Raw genomic sequence first — 20,042 nt, forward strand, 5'->3', positions numbered from 1 at the left:
AGAATTGTAAATTAAACTTCCATCAGAGGATTTTTCCTCTGATTGTTAGTTGCAGTCCCCATTATTTCAGAGGTCAGAAAAGGATTTTTTCAGGATTTCTGGGTCTTCCGGAATCGCCACATCTTTCGTTACTATCCCTCTAAATACGGGTTTCATACAAATCATAGGAGAGGCAGTTTCCACCAATTTTTTTGGCTATTGCCATTCGTTCAGACGTTCTTCCAACTCGGTGCGGCGTTGTTCATGACCGGATTTTCCCAAAAGAGCATACATATTCTGCTTATAGCTTTCCACCCCCGGTTGATCAAACGGATTGACCCCAAGCAAATAGCCACTTAAAGCGCAAGCCTTTTCAAAAAAATAAATCAATGCACCCAGGGAAAAAACGTTCAGCTCATTCATTTCAAGGAAAACATTCGGCACTGCTCCATCCGTATGTGCCAACATCGTCGCTTGAAATGCTTTTTGATTGATGGCATCCAAACGCTCTCCGGCAAGAAAATCAAGCCCATCTTCATCACTGGCGGATTGGGGAATTTGTATTTCATTCCGGCTTTTCCTAACGAATAAAACGGTCTCAAATAAATGGCGACGCCCATCCTGAATGTATTGGCCCATCGAATGAAGGTCGGTCGTAAAAACCGCCGATGCAGGGAAAAGTCCCTTGCCGTCTTTCCCTTCACTTTCCCCGTATAGCTGTTTCCACCATTCACTGAAATCCGTAAGTTTCGGTTCATAAGTAGACAACAATTCAATCTGTTTTCCTTTTTGATACATCAGGTTTCGAAAAGCTGCATATTGATAAGCCTGATTATGACTTAAACGCTCATCGGTGTAATCACGGCGTGCTTCCTCCGCACCCGCGATCAGATCCCGGATAGAGATGCCGGCCGCGGCAATCGGAAACAATCCCACAGGTGTAAGGACGGAGTATCGCCCGCCAACATCGTCCGGGACGACGAACGTTTCATACCCTTCCGCGTTTGCCATCGTTTTTAAAGCACCTTTTTCCCGATCGGTCGTGGCGATGATGCGTTTTTTTGCTTCTTCTTCTCCGTATGTATGCTCCATCCATGTTTTCACGATGCGGAACGCAATCGCAGGTTCTGTCGTCGTTCCCGACTTGGAAATGACGTTTACGTAAACACTTTTTCCTTCCAGCGCTTCAAGAAGTTCATTTGTATAGTCGGAACCGAAATGCTCCCCGAGAAAAAAAACATCCGGACCGTTTTTCTTCTGCGGATGCAAAGAAGAATGAAAAGCGTGGCATAACCCCGATATCACGGCTTTTGCTCCCAGAGATGAACCACCGATGCCGATGACAATAAACACATCTGCATCTTTACGGATCCGCGCGGCTGATTTTTCAATACGGGAGATTTCCTCTTTGTCAGGTAAATCCATCCAACCAAGCAAACCCGCTCCCTTCCCGGTTCCTGCATGTAAAAGATGGTGGGCGTGGGAAACCGCCGGGTGCAACTGCTCCCATTCATGATCAGCCACAAACAAAGCGACATAATTCAAATTCAGCGACACAGGTGACGACATAAAAAATCCTCCCTCTTTTATCTCCTCATACATAATCTAAACATTTCTCCCTCATACTACCTACAGGTATTAGAAAACTTGGCTTTTCGCCAAGCTTTTATGGCGAAAGCCTTAGTTACACTTATGTAGGCAAGAGAGTTGATTTATACTTTCTTTCCTACCATGTTAGGGAGGTGAAGGAATGAGCGGCTTACAACGCACGGCTCTTATTATAGCAATTATAGGCGCGGTCAACTGGGGGCTGATCGGATTCTTCGGCTTTGACTTGATTGCTGCGATTTTCGGCGGCCAAGGCGCCGTGTTTGCACGGGTCATCTACGCCATTGTCGGTCTCGCAGGTCTCTATTGTATTTCCCTTCTTTTTATTCCTCAAGAACAAACACAACCAAGTCCCGAGCCACAAAGATGAATCAGCCATGAAAAAACCCGGACGCTGCAAATGTCCGGGTCTCATTTATTTTTTTGCTGGAAACATTATTTACGGGCACGTTTGTTCAGATCAGCGTGAATTTCATTGGACTCTTTCAACCAATCTTTAAGTTTATCTTCCAATGTGTTGAATCCTTGATTTTTGCTTTCTTGTTTCTTCGGTCCACGTGATCCGCCGCCGCGTCGACTGTCGCCGCCTTCCGGCGCGGGTTGGGTGGCACGAATGGACAGGGAAATCTTGCCGGATTCAGCATCTACGGACTTCACTTTCACTTTCACTTCTTCACCGACAGAAAGCACATCATTAATATCTTTCACGTAGCCGTGGGCCACTTCGGAAATATGAACAAGTCCCTGGTTTTTATCATCAAGCGCAACGAATGCGCCGAACGGTTTAACACCCGTCACCTTGCCTTCCACAATGTTTCCAACTTCATACTCTGCTACAGACATTCGAACATCCCCTAAACATTTATTAACGCATAAATCATACCACATGTTGCACCTTTCAGGCAAAGAAAAGTTCAAGATCTGGAGATGACGATGCTTGACAACCAATCTTCCCCAAAATAATGTGTACATAACTGCTTTTTTTAACACTCGGAAAGGAGCTGTTCATAAAGAATGGCCTCTGATCAATGGACATCACGGATTGGATTTATTTTGGCTGCCGCCGGATCAGCCATCGGGTTAGGAACCGTTTGGCGTCTTCCCTATGTCGCCGGCACAGAGGGAGGCGGTGCTTTCTTCCTTATTTTTCTCGTGCTTTTATTAACGATGGGAACGGCTTTATTGCTCGCTGAATTTGTCATCGGGCGGCATACACAGGAAGGGGCGATTCACGCCTACAAACGCATTGCTCCCAAAGGCCAATGGCAACTGGTTGGGGTTTTGGGGATGATTGCCGCTTTCTTGCTTTTATCTTTTTATAGCGTCGTTGGAGGTTGGATCCTCGCCTACCTGGTGCGAAGTTTCGGCGGTCAAGTGACCAATCCGCCAGGCGGTGATTACAACGCGCTATTCGAAACGATTACCGCGAACCCTTGGGAAGTGGGAGCAGCCCACCTTGCTTTTATGATTATGACGATTCTCGTCGTTCAAAAAGGAATTCGCAAAGGAATTGAAAAAGCAAGCGTGTACATGATGCCAGCTTTGTTTATTCTTTTTGCCGTACTCGTCGTTCGTTCCCTGACGCTTGATGGCGCTTGGGAAGGTGTTGTTTTCTTCTTGCAGCCTGACTTATCGGCCGTAACCGGCGAAACGCTGCTGACAGCCCTTGGGCAAGCGTTCTTTTCCCTTAGCCTCGGTGTTTCTGTTATGGTTACATACAGTTCTTACTTAGGAAAAAATGAAAACCTGCCGCGATCTGCCTGGTCGGTCGTTTTGCTGACGATTCTCACTGCGTTTATGGCAGGACTCGCGATTTTTCCAGGCGTATTTGCATTTGACTTGCAACCGGACGAAGGACCTGAGCTTATCTTTACGATTTTACCGGCGGTCTTCGGTGAGATGACCTTCGGGGCCCTCTTTTTCACGCTTTTTATGATTCTCATGCTGTTCGCGACGTTGACGTCAGCATTTTCACTCGTGGAAATCATCGTCAAACCGTTGGTTCGCGGCAAAGAACAAAAACGTGTCAAAATGACGTGGATTGTCGGTTTGCTCATTTTCGCAATGGGGGTTCCTTCAAACCTATCCTTTGGCGTTCTGGCCGATTGGAACGTGTTTGGCGACATCTTTTTTAATCAAGTCGATTACCTCGTCAGCAATATTTTACTGCCTACCGGCGCATTGTTCATTTCGCTGTTTGTTGCTTGGAGAATGCGTAAAGAAGATTTGCAGGAAGAATTGCTGCGCGGAAGCAACAGAGGAACGGGGTTGTTTAACACTTGGTTCTTTGCAATTCGCTATGTTGTACCGATTGCGATTGTGGTTGTTTTTATTTCTATGATTTAAAGGTCCATTTAACCGTTTTGCCGAGGAGTCCCCTTCAAAATCTTTGATTTAGTGGGGATGAATCGGCTTTTTTTTATTAGAAAAAGAGGAAAAAAGACCTTAATAAAAAACATAAGTTTGGGATAATCGAAGTGAATCACACGTTCGGAAAGTGACGATAAATGTTGGTACGCATGAATGATAAATACGAAATGTTTCCAACCGAAAAATAGAGGCAAACCATGGATCGTTGGCTGTCTATTTGTCGTCACCAGTACAATTCCGCTCGTTTGGACAAACAAACAGTCGCCCTTCTTAAAACGATGCCGTCGCAACCTTTGCAAGAAGTATTCTTCCCGTCTGGAGAAAGCGTACAAGAACTTTTTCGAAGAGCGTGCCCGTTACCCAAAAATCAAGCAGCACAAGGATTATACGTCAATGACATTTACACAGTTTGGGGTGGAAAAACGAAAGGTAAAAAACAACGTACGGGATGTGCGTTATGCTGCTTCGTTAGACGAGAACAATCATCTCCTTTTTTCAAAGCTCGGGGCCGTGTATGTCAATTTTCATCGCCCATTAGAAGGAAAGGTGAAACAAGTCACGATCAAACGCCAGGGTCATCGTTGGTTCGCGATCTTCAGCGTCGAAAGACTTTTCCGTTCAATCAACAGGCGTCGCTCGACAAGTTTTGTTATAAACACTTTTTAGCGTGAAATACAGGGGATTCTCTATGAATCCTAACGTTACAACCGAGGATGGGAATGACGGAGCCATGTTTCCCGAAACCATCCCGCCAATACTCCTGCATGCGTCATGACAGACAGGTCATGGGGTTTGAAGACAGGTAGAGTCGGCAGAACGAAGGCTAGAGCCACCTTACGAGGAAGGTATGCCAACGGATATGCCGGACGGCTGAAAAACTGGATATGGTGAGAATGGTTTCCGTGGAGGGAAACTGACGAACAACCGAATGTACAGGTCTATAGTGGAACTATAGGGAAACCTATAGGCCATCCAACGATGGCGTGAGTAGCGTGGAGTAAAACTGCGCCTTCTGAAACACGCTATACCGAACAATGGCGGTATCTCGCTCACAGGCTTAAAGGGAACACCTACGTTCAGAAAGGATAGCTAGGTTGTAAGGGACTTGGAAAACAAGGAACGTTGAAACAAGGACTGTCATCCGAAACGTTTGCTATAAGACTTGATGTCGAAAGGCATTGATCCTTGCGAGGGTAGGGGCATGACCAATGAAACTCCTGTAATGGGAGGGGAGGAACAGCCCCAAGTCTAGCGAATGGAACGATCATTTTCCAAATGTGCATTGCATCGATCGGGTAAGAACGTGGGAACATCACTCTTTAGAGAGGATGCCACAATGCAAGCTTTACGTTATTGGGATTACTACGATATGACGGAAATATTCACGGATTTGTATGAAAAGTCCATCGAACGCCAAAGCTTTTCTCGTCTCTATGATGTCATCACATCACGGGAAAATATCCTTTTAGCCTATCGGACCATCAAATCCAACAAAGGTTCAAAGACATCGGGAACCGACGGGAAAACCATTGCCGATTTAAAATCGTGGTCGGAAGAAGATTTAATCGCTGAAGTCGGAAGCAAACTCAAAAACTACTGCCCAAAGAAAGTACGAAGGAAGTGGATTGAAAAAGATAACGGGAAATGGCGACCACTGGGCATTCCATGTATACTTGATCGTATTATCCAGCAATGTTTTAAACAAGTGCTGGAACCGATTGCGGAAGCACAATTTTACAATCACAGCTATGGATTTCGCCCACTTCGGTCTGCTCATCATGCCATGGCAAGAATCCAATTTTTGATTAATCAGGCACACTTCCACTTTGTGGTAGACATTGATATCAAAAGTTTCTTTGACAATATCAATCACACACTACTGATCAAGCAATTGTGGAATATGGGCATACAAGATCGCAAAGTGATGGCATGCATCTCGAAAATGCTAAAAGCTGAGATCGACGGAGAGGGAACTCCAGTTCGTGGCGTGCCGCAAGGTGGATTGTTGTCAACGTTACTTTCAAATGTCGTGTTGAATGATTTAGACCAATGGGTCGCCGATCAATGGGAGTTCTTCCCGTTATCAAAACCCTATCAATCCAAAGAAGGCGAAAGAAATGCCAAGAAACGCACCCGACTCAAAGAAGGTTACCTTATCCGTTATGCAGATGACTTTAAAATCCTCTGTAAAGATGGGGAAACAGCTCAGAAATGGTATCATGCGGTTCGCCTATACCTCAAAGACCGTTTGAAACTGGATATATCGCCAGAGAAATCCCAAATTGTGAATCTGAGGAAAAAGGAATCGGAATTTCTCGGGTTCACCATCCGTGCGAATAAAAAGGGCAAAAAGAGAGTTGCGCATACAGGGATCAAAGCAGTGAAAAAGCAGAAGATCAAACAAGAAGCGAAAAAGCTTATTCGAAGAATAAGATCTTCCCCATCTGCACTCAACGCACTCCTCTTCAATAGTTTTGTTTCTGGACTGCATCAATACTTTAAACGAGCCACAAAAGTAAATCTAGAGTTCTCGCGTCTTGCCTACGATCTTCAACCGTACATCTACAATCGTCTCGGACCTGTAGGAAAATATGAACACCCTAATAATCCGCCACCCACGTATAAAAAGCTCTATAAACAAAGCTTTAAAACGTTCAAAATTTGTGGCGTGTATTTATTTCCCCTTGCCGATGTAAAAACCGTCCATGCGATGGGTTTTACGCCAACCGTTACCCCTTACACGAAGAAAGGTAGGGAAAAGATTCACAAACGGTTACGTCCAGATTTAGGGCGAGAGATCGGGGTGCTGATGAAAGCAACGATTCCTCATCGAAGTGTCGAATATTTGGATAATCGAATCAGCCGATACAGCATGAAAATGGGGAAATGCGAGATTACAGGCATGGAGTTGCCCGCCTCGGAAGTTCATTGCCATCATTACATTCCAAGGCAGCTGGGTGGAACCGATCAATTTCATAACTTGCGAATTGTTCATAAGGATGTACACCGTCTCATCCATCATACGGATGATGAAAAGGTGCGAATCCTTCTTCGTCAATATAAAATCAACGCATTGCAATTAGAAAAGATCAACAGGTATCGAGAACAATGTAGATTACGAAGCATCGAGCAATCCTAATCACAGAAGTAACGAGGAACTTATGATCCAGTATATTTCGTTAGATGGAACGCGGAGTGCGGGGAAACTTGCACGCTCCGTGTGGAGCAGGGGAAAAGCTAGAGATCACGTCAAAGGCTTACCTATTGCTGACTGATGTTGGGATTTATAAGTTTGCCGTGCTATCGGATGGAACCAACGTCAAAAATCCGAGATTCCTTCTGAAGGCAGAAAAAAATTGAAACGAGCACAAAAGAAACTTTCCCGCATGAAGCAAGGCTCAAATAACTGGAAGAAACAGCTTCAAAACGTACAGCAGCTGCACATAAAAGTGGCAAACCAACGACGTGATTTTCTTCATAAGTGAAGTTATCAGCTTTCGAAAACGTATAAATTCGTTTTTGTAGAAGACTTGAAGATCCAAAATATGGTGGAAAACCGCCATTTGGCAAAATCGGTTCATGACGCTGGTTGGGGTGCTTTTTGTCAAAAACTTGACTACAAGTGTAAAAATAATGGTGGCTCATTTGTAAGAATTAAACCCCATTATACCAGTCAAAACTGTTCCAGCTGCGGGGAGCGTGTGAAAATGGCCCTGTCCGTTCGCGCGCACGTATGCCAGTCATGCGGCACCGTTTTAGACCGCGACCATAATGCTGCCATCAATATTGTGTCCAACTGTATAAATAAAAGGTTTCGACTGTAGGGCAAGGTCCTGTCCGAACAATATAAAACAAAGCCCTGAGAGATGATGTAAGACCCGGTTCACATAGTACAAAGCCATCGTCCGTGAATAGGGAAGCTTCATAAAATCTTTGATTTAGGCGGAGAGGTTCACGCATGCTATAATAGGAGGTGAAGAAATAAACGGAGGTGTCATAAGACAGTGGGGAAAAGAATCGGACTTTTTATTTTAACGAACATTCTCGTTTTGACAACGGTGGCCATCGTTTGGTCGTTGATTACAACGTTTACGACTATCGATGGCTCCTTTCAATCCAGCGACGGGGTATTGGGCATTAATGTCCTCTCCTTGTTAATTTTCAGTTTATTGCTCGGGTTCGGGGGCGCGTTATTCTCCTTGGCTATTTCTCGTTGGGTCGCGAAGAAAATGATGCGCATAAAAGTTTTGGATCCTGAAAAAAACTTAAACCAGGCGGAACGTGCCATCGTTGAAAAAGTACATCGAATGGCGGGCGCCGCAGGGCTTGTTCATATGCCCGAGGTGGGGGTTTATCAATCGAAGGAAGTGAACGCCTTCGCAACCGGTCCTACGAAAAAGCGGTCACTCATTGCAGTATCCACCGGATTATTGCAAGAAATGGATGAAAATGCCGTAGAGGGAGTCATCGCCCATGAGATTGCCCATGTGGACAACGGGGATATGGTGACGATGACGTTGTTGCAAGGGATCGTCAACACATTTGTCGTCTTTTTATCACGGGTAGCAGCGATTATCTTATCGCGGTTTGTGCGCCCTGAGCTACAATTTATCGTGCAGATTGCTGCCATCATCATTTTGCAAATCCTCTTCTCCATCCTCGGCAGCCTTGTCGTTAACGCGTATTCCCGCCACCGGGAATACCACGCGGACCGGGGCGGAGCCGATTTTGCAGGAAAAGATAAAATGACCCATGCACTGCGTTCGCTGCAAAACTATGCAAATCGTGCACAAGTGGATGATCATACGGACGATTCAGCACTGCAAACGATGAAAATCAATGGAAAACGCGGGTTCGCACAGTTATTTTCCACCCACCCGGACCTACAGGATCGCATTGATCGTTTGGAGCAATCGTGAATATAATGAAAAAGCAGCGATGTGAATCGCTGCTTTTTCATTATTGCTATTCCGATTCGCTTTCCTTTTTTGGGTCAACGCAATGACAACTAACTGGCAGTCTATCAATCAACGGGTTTGCAGCAAGCGTACAACAGTGAAACTGTCCGGGAGTAGCCGTCAAGACTGGGAATCTAATGGAACCAGGGTCTCCTATGGCCAGTTAGCCGCTTCAGACACTTAGTCTATCCGATGCGTGAGGACACGCAGTGCTCGGAAGTGCAAAGTAATCCCTTGAACGGGGATTGTGTTGCTCCGAGAGGAACAAATGGAGCTGAGTAATCCCTCTGACGAAGGTCGAGTTATCCTAGAGGAACAAAGGATGAAAAGTAATCCCTCAAACGGAGGGCCAGCTGCCCTGAGAGGAACAAGGGATGAAAGCCACTCTCCCGCACTTTCAATCTTTTTACCGGATCGGGATATTTGCTCGTATGCAGAAAAGAAACCGGGGTTATCTTATTTGTTTTGTTTCACTTTTCATCCATCTCCTTTTTGATGAAATAGGCCATATGATTAACGAATGCTGTGACCTCGGCGTCCAACCCTTCCCAATTATCCACATACTCTCCTCGATAGGCTTTTCTGGCTACGTTAAGTAACGTCGCGTATTCTATAGATAACCGTGGGATCGCCCAATCTGCAGCCACATCTTTTGGAGAGATTTCACCAACCGCCACTGTCTGCCACATGCGGGCGAGTGTCAAAATGACGTTACGTTCATCCCCTTTCATTCCCTCCAACAATTCGGGCAACGACTCCATGATCGCTTTTCGAATATCTGTCAGCGGTACAGGATCAAGTATTTCTGATGCACAGGGACCAAGCAGAGAAACGCTATTCTTTCTCACCTGTGCCAAAACAATAGCCAAATCAGGGTCATACGTTGGCTCCTGGATTTTTCCTTTTTCAAACTCTTCCCTGAGCCACTCCCCATAAATAAATTCATTTTTCGGAGGATAATGCCAAGGAACAATTGATTTATGATTTACAACCGTAACTTCAAGTGGCCGTATAAATTCTGCATTTCCTATCTTCCCGGATACAAGCATTAATCGGTCTATTAGTTTTCTTCGGATTATTTCAGATAACCCTTGGTTAACAACTACGAAAACATCGACATCGCTGTTCATACGCAGGCCACCTTTTACTGCCGAGCCAAATAGATAGATTCCTATGATCGAACTGCCAAACAACGCCTCGACAATTTTTAGTGCTCCCATCGCTTCCTTCGGTATTTTTTCGTTAATCAAATCGGTCACCAACGCCACACTCCTTTGATCTCTGCCAGTTTAGCATATAACAGAAGTGAATTTTTCCGTTATAATTGAAAAAGACTCTCAATTGTGATTGACAAAAGCGATAGCAATGCTTATAATGGTTTCAAGTTAATTGATAATGATTTTCATTATTGATTATTGAGAACGTAATACATAATAAAGGAGCTTATAAAACATGGGGAAAAAGCAACTATTTGGAATACTTATCGGTATGTCAATGACTGCTGCACTTGCCGCGTGCGGCGGGGAAAATAACGATGAAGCGACAGGTGATGAAGAGAATCCATCATCGGAAACGGAAGAAATCACCATTGAGCATGATTTGGGAGAAGCGAATGTGCCTGTAAACCCGGAAACCGTTGTGTCCTTTGATAACGGCGTAACAGACTCCATTCGGGAGCTAGGAGGCAATATTAGCGGCATTCCCAAAGCAGGAAGTGTCCCGGAATATTTGTCAGAGTTTGAAAGCGATGAATACGAAGATGTAGGCGATCTTTTTGAACCTAACTTTGAATTGATTAATGAAATGCAACCGGATGTCATTTTTATTTCCGGGCGTGCCTCCGACAATTATGAAGAACTGAGCGAAATTGCCCCAACTGTTTATATGGATATTGATGACGGGGACTTTATGGGATCATTAGAAGAAAACGTTACAACATTAGGGGAAATTTTTGACGCTGAAGATGAAGCAGAAAATCAATTGGACGAAGTACAAACAAGAGTTTCCGAAGTTAGTGACCAGGTGAATGAAGCTGACGAAGACGGTTTAATTCTTTCTGTAGATGATGGTTCGGCAAGTGCTTATGGTGCAGGCTCCCGTTTTGGCATTATCCATGATGCACTTGAAGTCACTCCGGCGGATGAAGAAATTGATTCAGAAACGCATGGGGAAAATGTATCCTTTGAATACATTGCGGATGTTGACCCGGATAATCTGTTCGTCTTGGATCGTGGCGCAACCGTCGGAAGCGACGAAGAAGCAAGCCTAAATGAAATCCTTAATAATGAACTCGTCGAATCAACTACTGCTGCTCAAAATGATAAAATCACCCAAATGACCGGTGATTACTGGTATCTAAGCTATGGCGGGTTAGAATCCACGAATCATATGATCGACGAAGTTGAAGAGGCTTTTGAAGAATCATAGGTAATAAGAAAGGATCCCTCGTTACAATCGGGATCCTTTCTTATTCCCGATTAGTGATCATCATGGTCGTGATCGTCCATGAAATCACTTTCGAGATCAATGGCGTCTTCATCGAACGCGTCTATGTCTTCCTGATCTACGTCTCCGACGATGATATGATGGACAGGCATCGAATGCATACCTCTTGCCGTCACATGGGGTTGTACAAGATAAATGCCATCCTCTTCAAACGTGTACTCGGCACTGTAGACCCCATCATTTTCCGCTTCTTGTTCGATCATATCACTGTCTTCTTTGCTTCCATCTTCCCAGACTTCAAAAACGACTTCGTCCGCATCCGTAACCGCCTCATCTTCTTGCGTCACTTGTGTCTCTAACATGTGCTCACCTGTGTCCATTTCTTCAGGCATTGTCACTTCCACGTCGATCGCTTCCGTAGAACCCGGATCCCCTTCCGCTTGATCTCCCTCAGCCCCACAAGCGACAAGGAAAACAGAAAAGAGTCCACAACCAAGCATTTTCATTTTCATATAGGAAAAACTCTCCTTTAAAAATTAATCATGACCAACAAACATCATCGATCTCGTAGTCTTCAGAGGAATCCGCATCCCCTGTTAAGCACGTAAAACATCCATTATAAACAATCGCGCTGCCAATTGCCCAGATTTCCTGCTCGCAGTTAAAGCATGTCGCTCCGGCTTTCTTGTCTGCAACTGCTTCTTTAAGATTCTCTCTTAACTGCTTTGGTTCTTCGTCAGGGTTCGTCTCGCAATGCATTTTTACAAACTTTTCGATTGAAATAGGTACCATTCCAATGATTTTCCTTTCTCCATTAAATGGTTCTTTTGAGAATCCATAGGTTTTGAACAAAGAAGGAGGCTTGTTTTCCGCCAAGTTTGATGATTTCTTTTGCGTCTTTTTTAGACGCTTCGTTTGCCTTAACTTTGCCATCGGATAAGTAAAGCGCGTATAACCCTTTTTTAATCAATAAATGAAATTTCTCATCGGGCAGTCCCTTGAGTCTTTTTGTCGCTTCATGATCGATGTATTTAAATCGTTCAAGCATATCATTCTTATTTTCATAGTATGCTACAAAATTCATTTCATTTTCCTGTCGATCTTCTTCTTGATCAATAAAGTAATCGAGCATAATATGCAACCCTTGCAACCACGGGAAATAGGCATCTTTCAGACGTTTGGATTCTTCTTTCGTCCTTGGGCCACTTGCCGCGTATGCCGCGAGGCAATACAGAGCGAGTGTTGATGCAACGGCACACGAAAACTCGTACCAGCGCATGCCTGGGACCAAATCCTTGTTTTCATTGTAAAAGTTGACTAATAATTGTTCACGCTGGTCTTCTTCCACATGTTTATAGACTTGAAAATCAATGTAGTATTGGGATACGTCTTTCATGTCCGCTTTCATGGCAGAAAAACCCGGAAATTTAACAATAGCCTCCCTGCAATGCTTGACCATTTTTTCTAAGTAGCCATCATCTTCAAATCCCGGTCGGTATTGGTAATAATTGTTGATCTGCCCATATGGCTCTAAACTATCCAATAACGCTTGGTGCATGGACCGAAAATCATCGGGGTTATGTGCGTCATTTTTATCGCAAAGGGTATCCAAATAATCACAAATGGATTGATAGGCAACCATAAATTCAATGTAAGCATCTTGGTTATCCCCGGCAAGTAAAGCTAATATGCTCCCGCCTTCACAATGGAATGTTTTATCGCTTACGGTCCATGTTGCCTGCTCACGAATTTCTTTATCTTTTATGTTCTGCCCTTCTCTTTTCCAAGACTCAAGTTGTTGATGAGCTTTCGGCAACGTTTCTTTTTTCGCTCTTTGTAAAATCCTTACCGGGTTGGAAGGTGTAGATTTAGTCATTATGATCACGACCTTGTTTGTGTAAGTTTCTATGCTGAAATGTAATGTCATTTTCGGGTCACAAAATCTATAGTTGACAAATGGGTTATGCACTATGGTAAGCGCTACGGAAAAACACTACGCTAGTACAGAGTGGTTGAATTATCCAGTCACACCCATGGGAAACACCAAAAAGGAGGGCGTCACAAGTGCATTATGGCTGAATTTCCTCACACTTAATGATTTTACCTTCCGGTTGTTCCACAGGACTCACTCATGGCACCTCTGATTAAGATATTATTGCTTCTAGAGGTGTCATAACTCGTTCATGGCACCCCTGATTAGGTTATTTACTCTTCGAGTGGTTTCATGACTCATTCATGGCGCCTCTGATAGGGGTAATTTTCCTTCTTGAGGTGTCATAATGGCGATTTTGGACGTTCTCTTCGCGGAGGCTAATATTAAACGCGCATTTTATTTTTGGTACCACATCCACTGGGTGGAGATCTGGCACTTTACCTTAATTTGGTGCCATTAACAATGGGGATCAGTTACTTCAGCCGTCCCGGTCTAGTTAGTTTTATTACCCTTAATTATTCACTGATAGATTTTGATGAACAGCCTTATTTTTATCATACAATCGTTTGTTAAACTTATAAGATACAGCTGTTATTGGTATTTTCATTACGTCTGCACACATCGTTACGAGAGTGTGAGAGTTATTTCATTGCACCTTCGACGTTTGATTCCGGCTGTGAAAAATCAGCTTTTTTCAACCGTGCATCGAGGATAAAGTTGCCGAATGGGATAAATGCGACGGCGCTTGAACCGAAGATCCATTTCCATGACCAGCGTATGGTAAGAGTTAAGAGTAGAACGAACGCCATGTACAGGATGTAAAGGATCCCATGGGCCATCCCTACAAAAGAAACAACAGTATCATAACCGGCCATATATTTTAGTGGCATAGCCACAAATAGAAGTGTGACGAGTGAAAGGCCTTCGATGTGTCCCACACATCGAAACCATTTTAATAAAAAGTTTTTCATTATCATCTCTCCCTCCGCCTACTTTACATGAAATCAGAAGGACAGAGGGCGACAATTTCTTGAATTTTATGCCGTGATTTTTTACATAAAATAGGAGAGCCTTTTATCATTTGCTCTCCTTTTCCCCATTATTGGGCATGCCGTTGGACGAACGCTTCGATGCGGGCGGTTGCTGTTTGCAGGGCATCCATAGACGTTGCGTATGAACAACGAACGTGGCCTTCACCGCCCTTCCCGAATACCGATCCCGGCACTACCGCCACTTTTTCCTCTATCAGCAATTGTTCGGCAAATGTTTCATCATCCATCCCCGTCGCTTCCACCGATGGAAACGCGTAAAAAGATCCGCCGGGAAAACGACAAGTTAATCCCGCCTCATTTAACGCGTGTACAATGTAATTGCGCCGGGCACGATAACTGTTCGTCATTTTTTCCACAGTTTCTCTCCCATTTCGCAATGCTTCCAACGCACCATGTTGCGCCGGTGTCGGGGCACACATGAGGGAATACTGATGAATTTTCAACATCGCTTGCGTAATATCGTTAGGTGCGCAAACGTAACCGAGCCGCCAACCTGTCATGGCAAATGCTTTGGAGAACCCGGAAATTAACACGGTTCGGTCGCGCATACGGTTCAGTGCCGAAAAGGCGGTGTGCGGCGTGTCATAACTGAGCTCCGCGTAAATCTCATCGGAAAAAACGAGCAAATCATGGGCTTCCGCTACCTCCGCAATCGCCTGAAGCTCAACATCGTTCATGACCGCTCCCGTTGGATTGTTCGGAAACGAGAGAATGATCGCGCGGCTACGCTCGGTGATTGCTGCTTCCAAACGTTCTTTCGTCAATTTAAAATCAGTGGAAGCATCGGTCGGGACAGGCACGGGTACCGCTCCTGACATTGTAACCAACGGCTCATACGAGACGAACGCAGGTGTTGCTACCAGCACTTCATCACCCGGATCAATCGTCGCCCGTATGGCAAGATCGATCGCCTCGCTAGCCCCTACCGTAACAATTATTTCCTCTTCCGGATCATAGCCCACGCCAAAACGGTCAAACATATACCCGCTAATAGCCGTACGCAATTCAATCATGCCGGCATTCGATGTGTAGGAGGTGTATCCTTGCTCCAGGGATGCCATAGAGGCTTCCCGCACATTCCAAGGCGTGACAAAATCAGGTTCGCCAACGCCCAGGGAAATGCAATCTTCCATAGTTGCGGCCAAATCAAAAAAACGGCGGATGCCGGAGGGTTCAATACTGGAAACCGCCCGTGAAAGTCGCTTTTTTTTCGTTGTCGTTTGCACCGTGTGTTGCTTCATGGTGACACCACCATACGGCGATCTTTTTCCTCTTGATTGAAAATAACGCCGTCATGTTTATATTTTTTCAATCGAAAATGCGTCGTCGTTGACAATACCGCGTCCAGTGTAGACAGCTTATTGGACACAAAGCGAGCAACGCCCTCCATCGTTTGCCCTTCGACCATTACGGAAAGATCATAAGTCCCTGACATCAAGTATAGGGCGGTGACTTCCGGGAAACGCTGAATACGCGCAGCCACTTCATCAAAACCAACCTCACGCTGAGGGGTAACTTTTACATCGATCATGGCGGCAATGTGATCTTCCGTGGTCACTTTATTCCAATCAATAATTGCTCCATAGCTCAAAATAATCTTTTCGTCTTCAAGTTTTTTCATACAATTTTTTACATCATCTTCGTTTTCGTCCAACATTTTCGCGAGCACATCCGTTTCGATGCGCCCATGATGCTCAAGTATACGAATGAGCTCCAATTCTTTCTCTTTTGTCACTGCCATTCCCCCATTGATGAAAATGCCTATCTATACATACCTTATTATAAAACCGTTTATCATGTTCCAAGACGACGAATATCTCCATTTTATCATAGATTTCGACTGTGATTCTGACTATTTTTTGAAAGTGGGAAAGAAATGAAAGGATACATCAGTCATTATCATAAAGAACCGACCGTTGCAATGCTCATCATTGATATGATCAACGACTTGGAATTCGAAAATGGGGAAAAATTGTATGAACCAATGCGAGCCGCGGCCAATCAAATTGCAGCACTAAAAGCGCAGGCAAAATCGTTTCATATTCCGGTTATTTACGTCAACGATAATTATGGATTTTGGCAAAGTGACTTTCGGGAACTTGTCAACCATTGCCTCTCCGAAAATGTCCGCGGCCAAGAAATTGTCCGTATCCTCCCGCCGGATGATGAGGACTATTTTGTGTTAAAACCGCAGTTTTCCGGCTTTTTTTATACCCCGCTCGACCTTCTGTTGCGCTACCTAAACGTACGCACGTTGATTTTAACCGGAGCATCCGGCAATATGTGTGTCCAGTTCACGGCAAACGATGCCTATATGCGGGGATATCACTCGATTGTCCCTCGCGATTGCATTGCTTCGGTTCACAACCATGAGAACGAAGAAGCCATTCAAATGATGGAAAAAGTTTTAAAGGTATCTACGACCCCGGCTGCTGAATTATCGATGCGCAATGTCATTACCGAGGCGCAGGCGTATTACGAAGATACTTGATCGGTTAGAAAAAGAAAAGGCAGCATGTGAACGCCACCTTTAAAATACTTCTTCCAATGCTTTACGATCTTGTTTTAGCCAATCCCGCATCCACGTTTTCGCTTCTTCCAAATCATGGAGTTTCGCCTGGCCGCATTGTTCTTCGGTGGCTGCAGGAACATAGTCATATTCGAGCCCGGCTTTTAACGTTTTCTCCAAAATATCAATGATCTCGGCAACTTCCGCCGCTCCGTTAACGATGAGGTAGAAACCGGTTTGGCATCCCATCGGGGAAAGGTCAATCACTTCAAAATGGTCGTAAGCATCGGCGTACCCACGTATATTCAAAGCCAGCAGATGTTCCAGCGTATGAATCACCGGCGGCGTCATGTTCGTCACATTCGGCTGGGCAAAACGAAGATCGAATTTATGAACGATGCCATCACTGCCTACCTTTTGCGTCCCAGCATGACGGACGTATGGCGCTTTCACTTTTGTATGGTCAAGCTCGAAACTTTCAACACGCGCTTCCATAAAAAATCCCTCCGTATCGTATTCCTACACCTATCATACAACAAGGCGAATTTTTTTCGCAATGTTGGTGCGTGCAATTGGATCGTTCACCGGAGTAAAGCGTCCGTCTCTTCTACCAACCTATCAACAAGTTCCTTAGCGGTGATTGATTCGCTAAGCCTTACACCTTGCCCTGCCCACAATGACATGTAATCCGGGTTTTTTTGTTGACCGGCCGCTTTTCGAATATCTTTTGTTGCAGCATTTTGAATGGGGTATGGGGGAATAGCATCATTTTTATCAGCCATTTCTTCCATAAATCGATTCTTAATGCCTCTCGCTTCTTTTCCTGAAAAGGCTTTTGTGATCATTGTATCAGCTTCATTACTTTGTGAAATTTCCTCTTTATGCACATCTTGCGCGCCACTTTCGTTACACGTGAGAAAAGCTGTACCCATTTGCACCCCGGACGCGCCCAACATAAGCGCGGCTGCGATCCCCCTTCCATCCATAATCCCACCGGAAGCAATAACCGGAACATCCACATGATCGACGATTTGTGGCACCAGTGCCATCGTTCCAACCATTGCTTGCTCCATCGAGGACTGTAAAAATGTACCGCGATGTCCGCCTGCCTCACTCCCCTGCGCCACAATGAGGTCAACGCCGGCTAGGTCAAGTTCGATTGCTTCATTTACAGTCGTCGCGGTTCCTATTGTGGTGATGTTTTGCGCTTTTAATTTTTGAAGCATTCGCATTGGAAGAAGACCAAATGTGAAACTGAAGCAAGGCACTTCCTCTTCTAAAACGACGTTTAATTGCTCATCGAAATTTTCTTCAACTTGATTTATTTGCGGGGGTTCAAGATTAAATTTTTGCCGGTAACGCTCCGTCAGTTTCAATCCGGTTTCGATGTAAGACTGCTCTTGTTCCCTTGGATGCTCGGGAGAAGGGATGAACAGGTTAACCGCGAATGGTGCGTCCGTTAATCCTTTAATGGCGCGAATCGCTGATCGAATCTGTTCCGGAGCCATATACCCTGCTCCCAGCGTGCCGAGACCACCGCTGTTTGACACCGCGGCAACAAGCTCCGGCGTCGTTGTGCCACCAGCCATCCCGGCTTGAATAATCGGATACTTGATTTCCAGATGTGATTGGGCCTCCGTTTCGTACCACATGTTGATAGCCTCCGTCCGTAGTGTTTTTATATGAATTTCTCGTATATGTCCTTCTTGCTTTTTTATCTAAGGCCAAAAACCTAGCCAATTCCACCACGTATATACGACCAATAATGTAATGATCGTTGTCGCGATCGTCGCCCATATGCCCGGAATATAAAAGTCTTTTTGCTCGATTAAGCCGGTGCCGTGCGCAACGACATTCGGCATCGTTTCCACGACCAAAATGTACCCATACAACGTTGTCAAACCTGCAGCGACACTGATAACAACAGGGTCCAACCCAACTTGCGTGGATAAACCGATAAAAACCGGAAGCAAAGTGACGACGGCTGTCGAGACGTTGGTCACACCTAAATGATAGATTTGTGAAAGGACCACAACCAACAAAAGCGCCAACCAAGGTTCACTGAACGCCGCAAGCAACCACTCCGCGGAAAGAACCTCCTCTAATAAATCAATGGCTCCTGACTCAATTAAAGCAAACCCCAGTGATAATGTAGCTCCTATTAATAGAACCATATCAAAGTTGACCTTCACAAGGTTTTTCCAATCGATAAACCCTACTTTTGGCATCCCCATTAAAACGACCGCAAGAAGGGCAGGAACGGTTGGATGATAACCATGAAGTGGTTGTGTCATCCAAAGCACTACCGTTAAACATAAAATCCCTATACACTTTCGTTCAGCTTTTGTTAACGCGCCTAAGTTTTCTTTTTCTTTCTTCATCTGCTTTTTTAATGGTGCAAATGAATAATCTTCAGGCGGAAAGCATTTCCAAACAATAAATGGGATCGTCCCCATCAATAATAGCCATATAGGAAAAGAATACAACAGCCAATCAAAATAGGATAATGTCCGACCTACGTACAATTGTAATATTTCGATCGTTAGTATGTTCCCGACCGCTGCCGTCAACACTGCCGTCCCACTGATATTTCCGGCATAGGCCGTTCCCACGAGCATCAATTTACTAAAATTGCTTTCTTTTTTTGCTCCAACGGCTGAGAGCACGGAAAGAACAATAGGCATTATTAAAGTAACACGAACAGCTGTTGCAGGGATAAAAAACGCTTGCATTTGCATCAGCAGAAACAATCCATGAAATGTCCCCTTTGCAGAATGTCCTACTTTCGATAGCAACGCATAAGTTACCCGGTTGATTAACGGTGTTTGTCTGACGCCTTCAGCTATCATCATTCCCGCGATAATTAAAAACACTGCGGGGTTAGCAAAACCGCTCAGTACAACATCTACAGGCACAGATTGTAGCAATAGAAGCAAAACCATCGATAAGACCGACGTCATTCCCAAAGGGATAGGTTCCAAAGCAAATAGAAATATCGCAAATACCATGATGGCAATCGTAGATTTCGCTTCCCAAGAGACCCCTTCCGGTAACAGTAAAAGAGGTATGAAGAAAAAAAACACAGAGATACTAAAAGTAATGGATCGCTTAGATATAAGGAACTTTTTTGGCTTATCAACATGCCTTTCCGGTTTCATATACGGCTCTCACTTTCAGCACAATTAGAA

21 protein-coding genes are annotated in these 20,042 nt (G+C 44.7%); 9 read left to right on the plus strand and 12 right to left on the minus strand.

Features of this window, described 5'->3' with window-relative positions:
- Window positions 1-195 precede the first annotated feature (195 nt).
- Window positions 196-1,548, minus strand: a complete 1,353-nt coding sequence (locus HUG15_RS19045) for a glucose-6-phosphate isomerase (protein ID WP_200124798.1) — start codon at window positions 1,546-1,548, stop codon at window positions 196-198.
- A gap of 181 nt (window positions 1,549-1,729) precedes the next feature.
- Here HUG15_RS19045 and HUG15_RS19050 point away from each other — a divergent pair, with 181 nt between their 5' ends.
- Entirely contained in the window at window positions 1,730-1,957 is a 228-nt protein-coding gene (locus tag HUG15_RS19050; protein WP_200124800.1) for a DUF378 domain-containing protein, read from the plus strand.
- Between the two features lie 65 nt (window positions 1,958-2,022).
- Here HUG15_RS19050 and yugI read toward each other — a convergent pair whose 3' ends face one another.
- Window positions 2,023-2,430, minus strand: coding sequence for a S1 domain-containing post-transcriptional regulator GSP13 (gene yugI, locus HUG15_RS19055; RefSeq protein ID WP_200124802.1), 408 nt, complete (start codon window positions 2,428-2,430; stop codon window positions 2,023-2,025).
- A 171-nt stretch (window positions 2,431-2,601) separates the two neighbouring features.
- Here yugI and HUG15_RS19060 point away from each other — a divergent pair, with 171 nt between their 5' ends.
- From HUG15_RS19060 to htpX, 6 genes are all read left to right on the plus strand, one after another.
- Window positions 2,602-3,933, plus strand: a complete 1,332-nt coding sequence (locus HUG15_RS19060) for a sodium-dependent transporter (RefSeq protein ID WP_200124804.1) — start codon at window positions 2,602-2,604, stop codon at window positions 3,931-3,933.
- A 417-nt stretch (window positions 3,934-4,350) separates the two neighbouring features.
- On the plus strand, window positions 4,351-4,623 hold the full coding sequence (locus HUG15_RS22750; RefSeq protein WP_211202268.1) for a hypothetical protein: 273 nt from the start codon (window positions 4,351-4,353) through the stop codon (window positions 4,621-4,623).
- A gap of 670 nt (window positions 4,624-5,293) precedes the next feature.
- A complete protein-coding gene (ltrA, locus tag HUG15_RS19070; protein WP_200124808.1) occupies window positions 5,294-7,096 on the plus strand; it encodes a group II intron reverse transcriptase/maturase in 1,803 nt (600 codons plus the stop codon).
- A gap of 247 nt (window positions 7,097-7,343) precedes the next feature.
- The gene (locus HUG15_RS19075) at window positions 7,344-7,442 is read left to right on the plus strand and encodes a hypothetical protein (RefSeq protein ID WP_200124810.1); all 99 of its coding nucleotides are present in this window, start codon (window positions 7,344-7,346) and stop codon (window positions 7,440-7,442) included.
- Window positions 7,443-7,502: 60 nt separating this feature from the next.
- Entirely contained in the window at window positions 7,503-7,781 is a 279-nt protein-coding gene (locus tag HUG15_RS19080) for an RNA-guided endonuclease InsQ/TnpB family protein (RefSeq protein ID WP_246516409.1), read from the plus strand.
- A 180-nt stretch (window positions 7,782-7,961) separates the two neighbouring features.
- On the plus strand, window positions 7,962-8,876 hold the full coding sequence (gene htpX, locus HUG15_RS19085; RefSeq protein WP_200124814.1) for a protease HtpX: 915 nt from the start codon (window positions 7,962-7,964) through the stop codon (window positions 8,874-8,876).
- A gap of 509 nt (window positions 8,877-9,385) precedes the next feature.
- On the opposite strand, the gene ant(9) is transcribed toward htpX, so the two are convergent.
- Window positions 9,386-10,174: an aminoglycoside nucleotidyltransferase ANT(9) gene (gene ant(9) / locus HUG15_RS19090; protein ID WP_200124816.1), complete on the minus strand. Its 789-nt coding sequence runs from the start codon at window positions 10,172-10,174 to the stop codon at window positions 9,386-9,388.
- A 193-nt stretch (window positions 10,175-10,367) separates the two neighbouring features.
- On the opposite strand from ant(9), the gene HUG15_RS19095 reads away from it, so the two are divergent.
- Window positions 10,368-11,342 carry a siderophore ABC transporter substrate-binding protein gene (locus tag HUG15_RS19095; RefSeq protein WP_200124818.1) on the plus strand — a complete coding sequence of 325 codons (975 nt, stop codon included), beginning with the start codon at window positions 10,368-10,370 and terminating at the stop codon, window positions 11,340-11,342.
- A gap of 50 nt (window positions 11,343-11,392) precedes the next feature.
- On the opposite strand, the gene HUG15_RS19100 is transcribed toward HUG15_RS19095, so the two are convergent.
- From HUG15_RS19100 to HUG15_RS19125, 6 genes are all read right to left on the minus strand, one after another.
- On the minus strand, window positions 11,393-11,872 hold the full coding sequence (locus HUG15_RS19100) for a FixH family protein (protein ID WP_200124820.1): 480 nt from the start codon (window positions 11,870-11,872) through the stop codon (window positions 11,393-11,395).
- A gap of 28 nt (window positions 11,873-11,900) precedes the next feature.
- Entirely contained in the window at window positions 11,901-12,152 is a 252-nt protein-coding gene (locus HUG15_RS19105) for a hypothetical protein (RefSeq protein ID WP_200124822.1), read from the minus strand.
- Between the two features lie 22 nt (window positions 12,153-12,174).
- Window positions 12,175-13,236, minus strand: coding sequence for a tetraprenyl-beta-curcumene synthase family protein (locus HUG15_RS19110; protein ID WP_200124824.1), 1,062 nt, complete (start codon window positions 13,234-13,236; stop codon window positions 12,175-12,177).
- 698 nt (window positions 13,237-13,934) lie between these two features.
- Window positions 13,935-14,264 carry a DUF3817 domain-containing protein gene (locus tag HUG15_RS19115; RefSeq protein ID WP_200124826.1) on the minus strand — a complete coding sequence of 110 codons (330 nt, stop codon included), beginning with the start codon at window positions 14,262-14,264 and terminating at the stop codon, window positions 13,935-13,937.
- 128 nt (window positions 14,265-14,392) lie between these two features.
- Window positions 14,393-15,586, minus strand: a complete 1,194-nt coding sequence (locus tag HUG15_RS19120) for an aminotransferase (RefSeq protein WP_200124828.1) — start codon at window positions 15,584-15,586, stop codon at window positions 14,393-14,395.
- Complete coding sequence (locus tag HUG15_RS19125; RefSeq protein ID WP_200124830.1) at window positions 15,583-16,086, minus strand: Lrp/AsnC family transcriptional regulator; 504 nt, start codon at window positions 16,084-16,086, stop codon at window positions 15,583-15,585. The genes HUG15_RS19120 and HUG15_RS19125 overlap by 4 nt, the downstream gene beginning before the upstream one ends.
- 135 nt (window positions 16,087-16,221) lie before the next feature.
- Here HUG15_RS19125 and HUG15_RS19130 point away from each other — a divergent pair, with 135 nt between their 5' ends.
- Window positions 16,222-16,836, plus strand: a complete 615-nt coding sequence (locus tag HUG15_RS19130) for a cysteine hydrolase family protein (RefSeq protein ID WP_200124832.1) — start codon at window positions 16,222-16,224, stop codon at window positions 16,834-16,836.
- Window positions 16,837-16,875: 39 nt separating this feature from the next.
- Here HUG15_RS19130 and HUG15_RS19135 read toward each other — a convergent pair whose 3' ends face one another.
- The 3 genes from HUG15_RS19135 to HUG15_RS19145 form a co-directional block, all read right to left on the minus strand.
- Window positions 16,876-17,349 (minus strand): S-ribosylhomocysteine lyase, encoded by a 474-nt coding sequence (locus HUG15_RS19135; RefSeq protein ID WP_200124834.1) that lies wholly within the window; start codon window positions 17,347-17,349, stop codon window positions 16,876-16,878.
- Window positions 17,350-17,435: 86 nt separating this feature from the next.
- Window positions 17,436-18,506, minus strand: a complete 1,071-nt coding sequence (locus tag HUG15_RS19140) for an NAD(P)H-dependent flavin oxidoreductase (protein WP_200124836.1) — start codon at window positions 18,504-18,506, stop codon at window positions 17,436-17,438.
- Window positions 18,507-18,572: 66 nt separating this feature from the next.
- The gene (locus tag HUG15_RS19145) at window positions 18,573-20,012 is read right to left on the minus strand and encodes an SLC13 family permease (RefSeq protein ID WP_200124844.1); all 1,440 of its coding nucleotides are present in this window, start codon (window positions 20,010-20,012) and stop codon (window positions 18,573-18,575) included.
- Between the last annotated feature and the right edge of the window lie 30 nt (window positions 20,013-20,042).

This window comes from Salicibibacter cibarius (genome assembly GCF_016495725.1).
Classification (GTDB): domain Bacteria; phylum Bacillota; class Bacilli; order Bacillales; family Marinococcaceae; genus Salicibibacter; species Salicibibacter cibarius.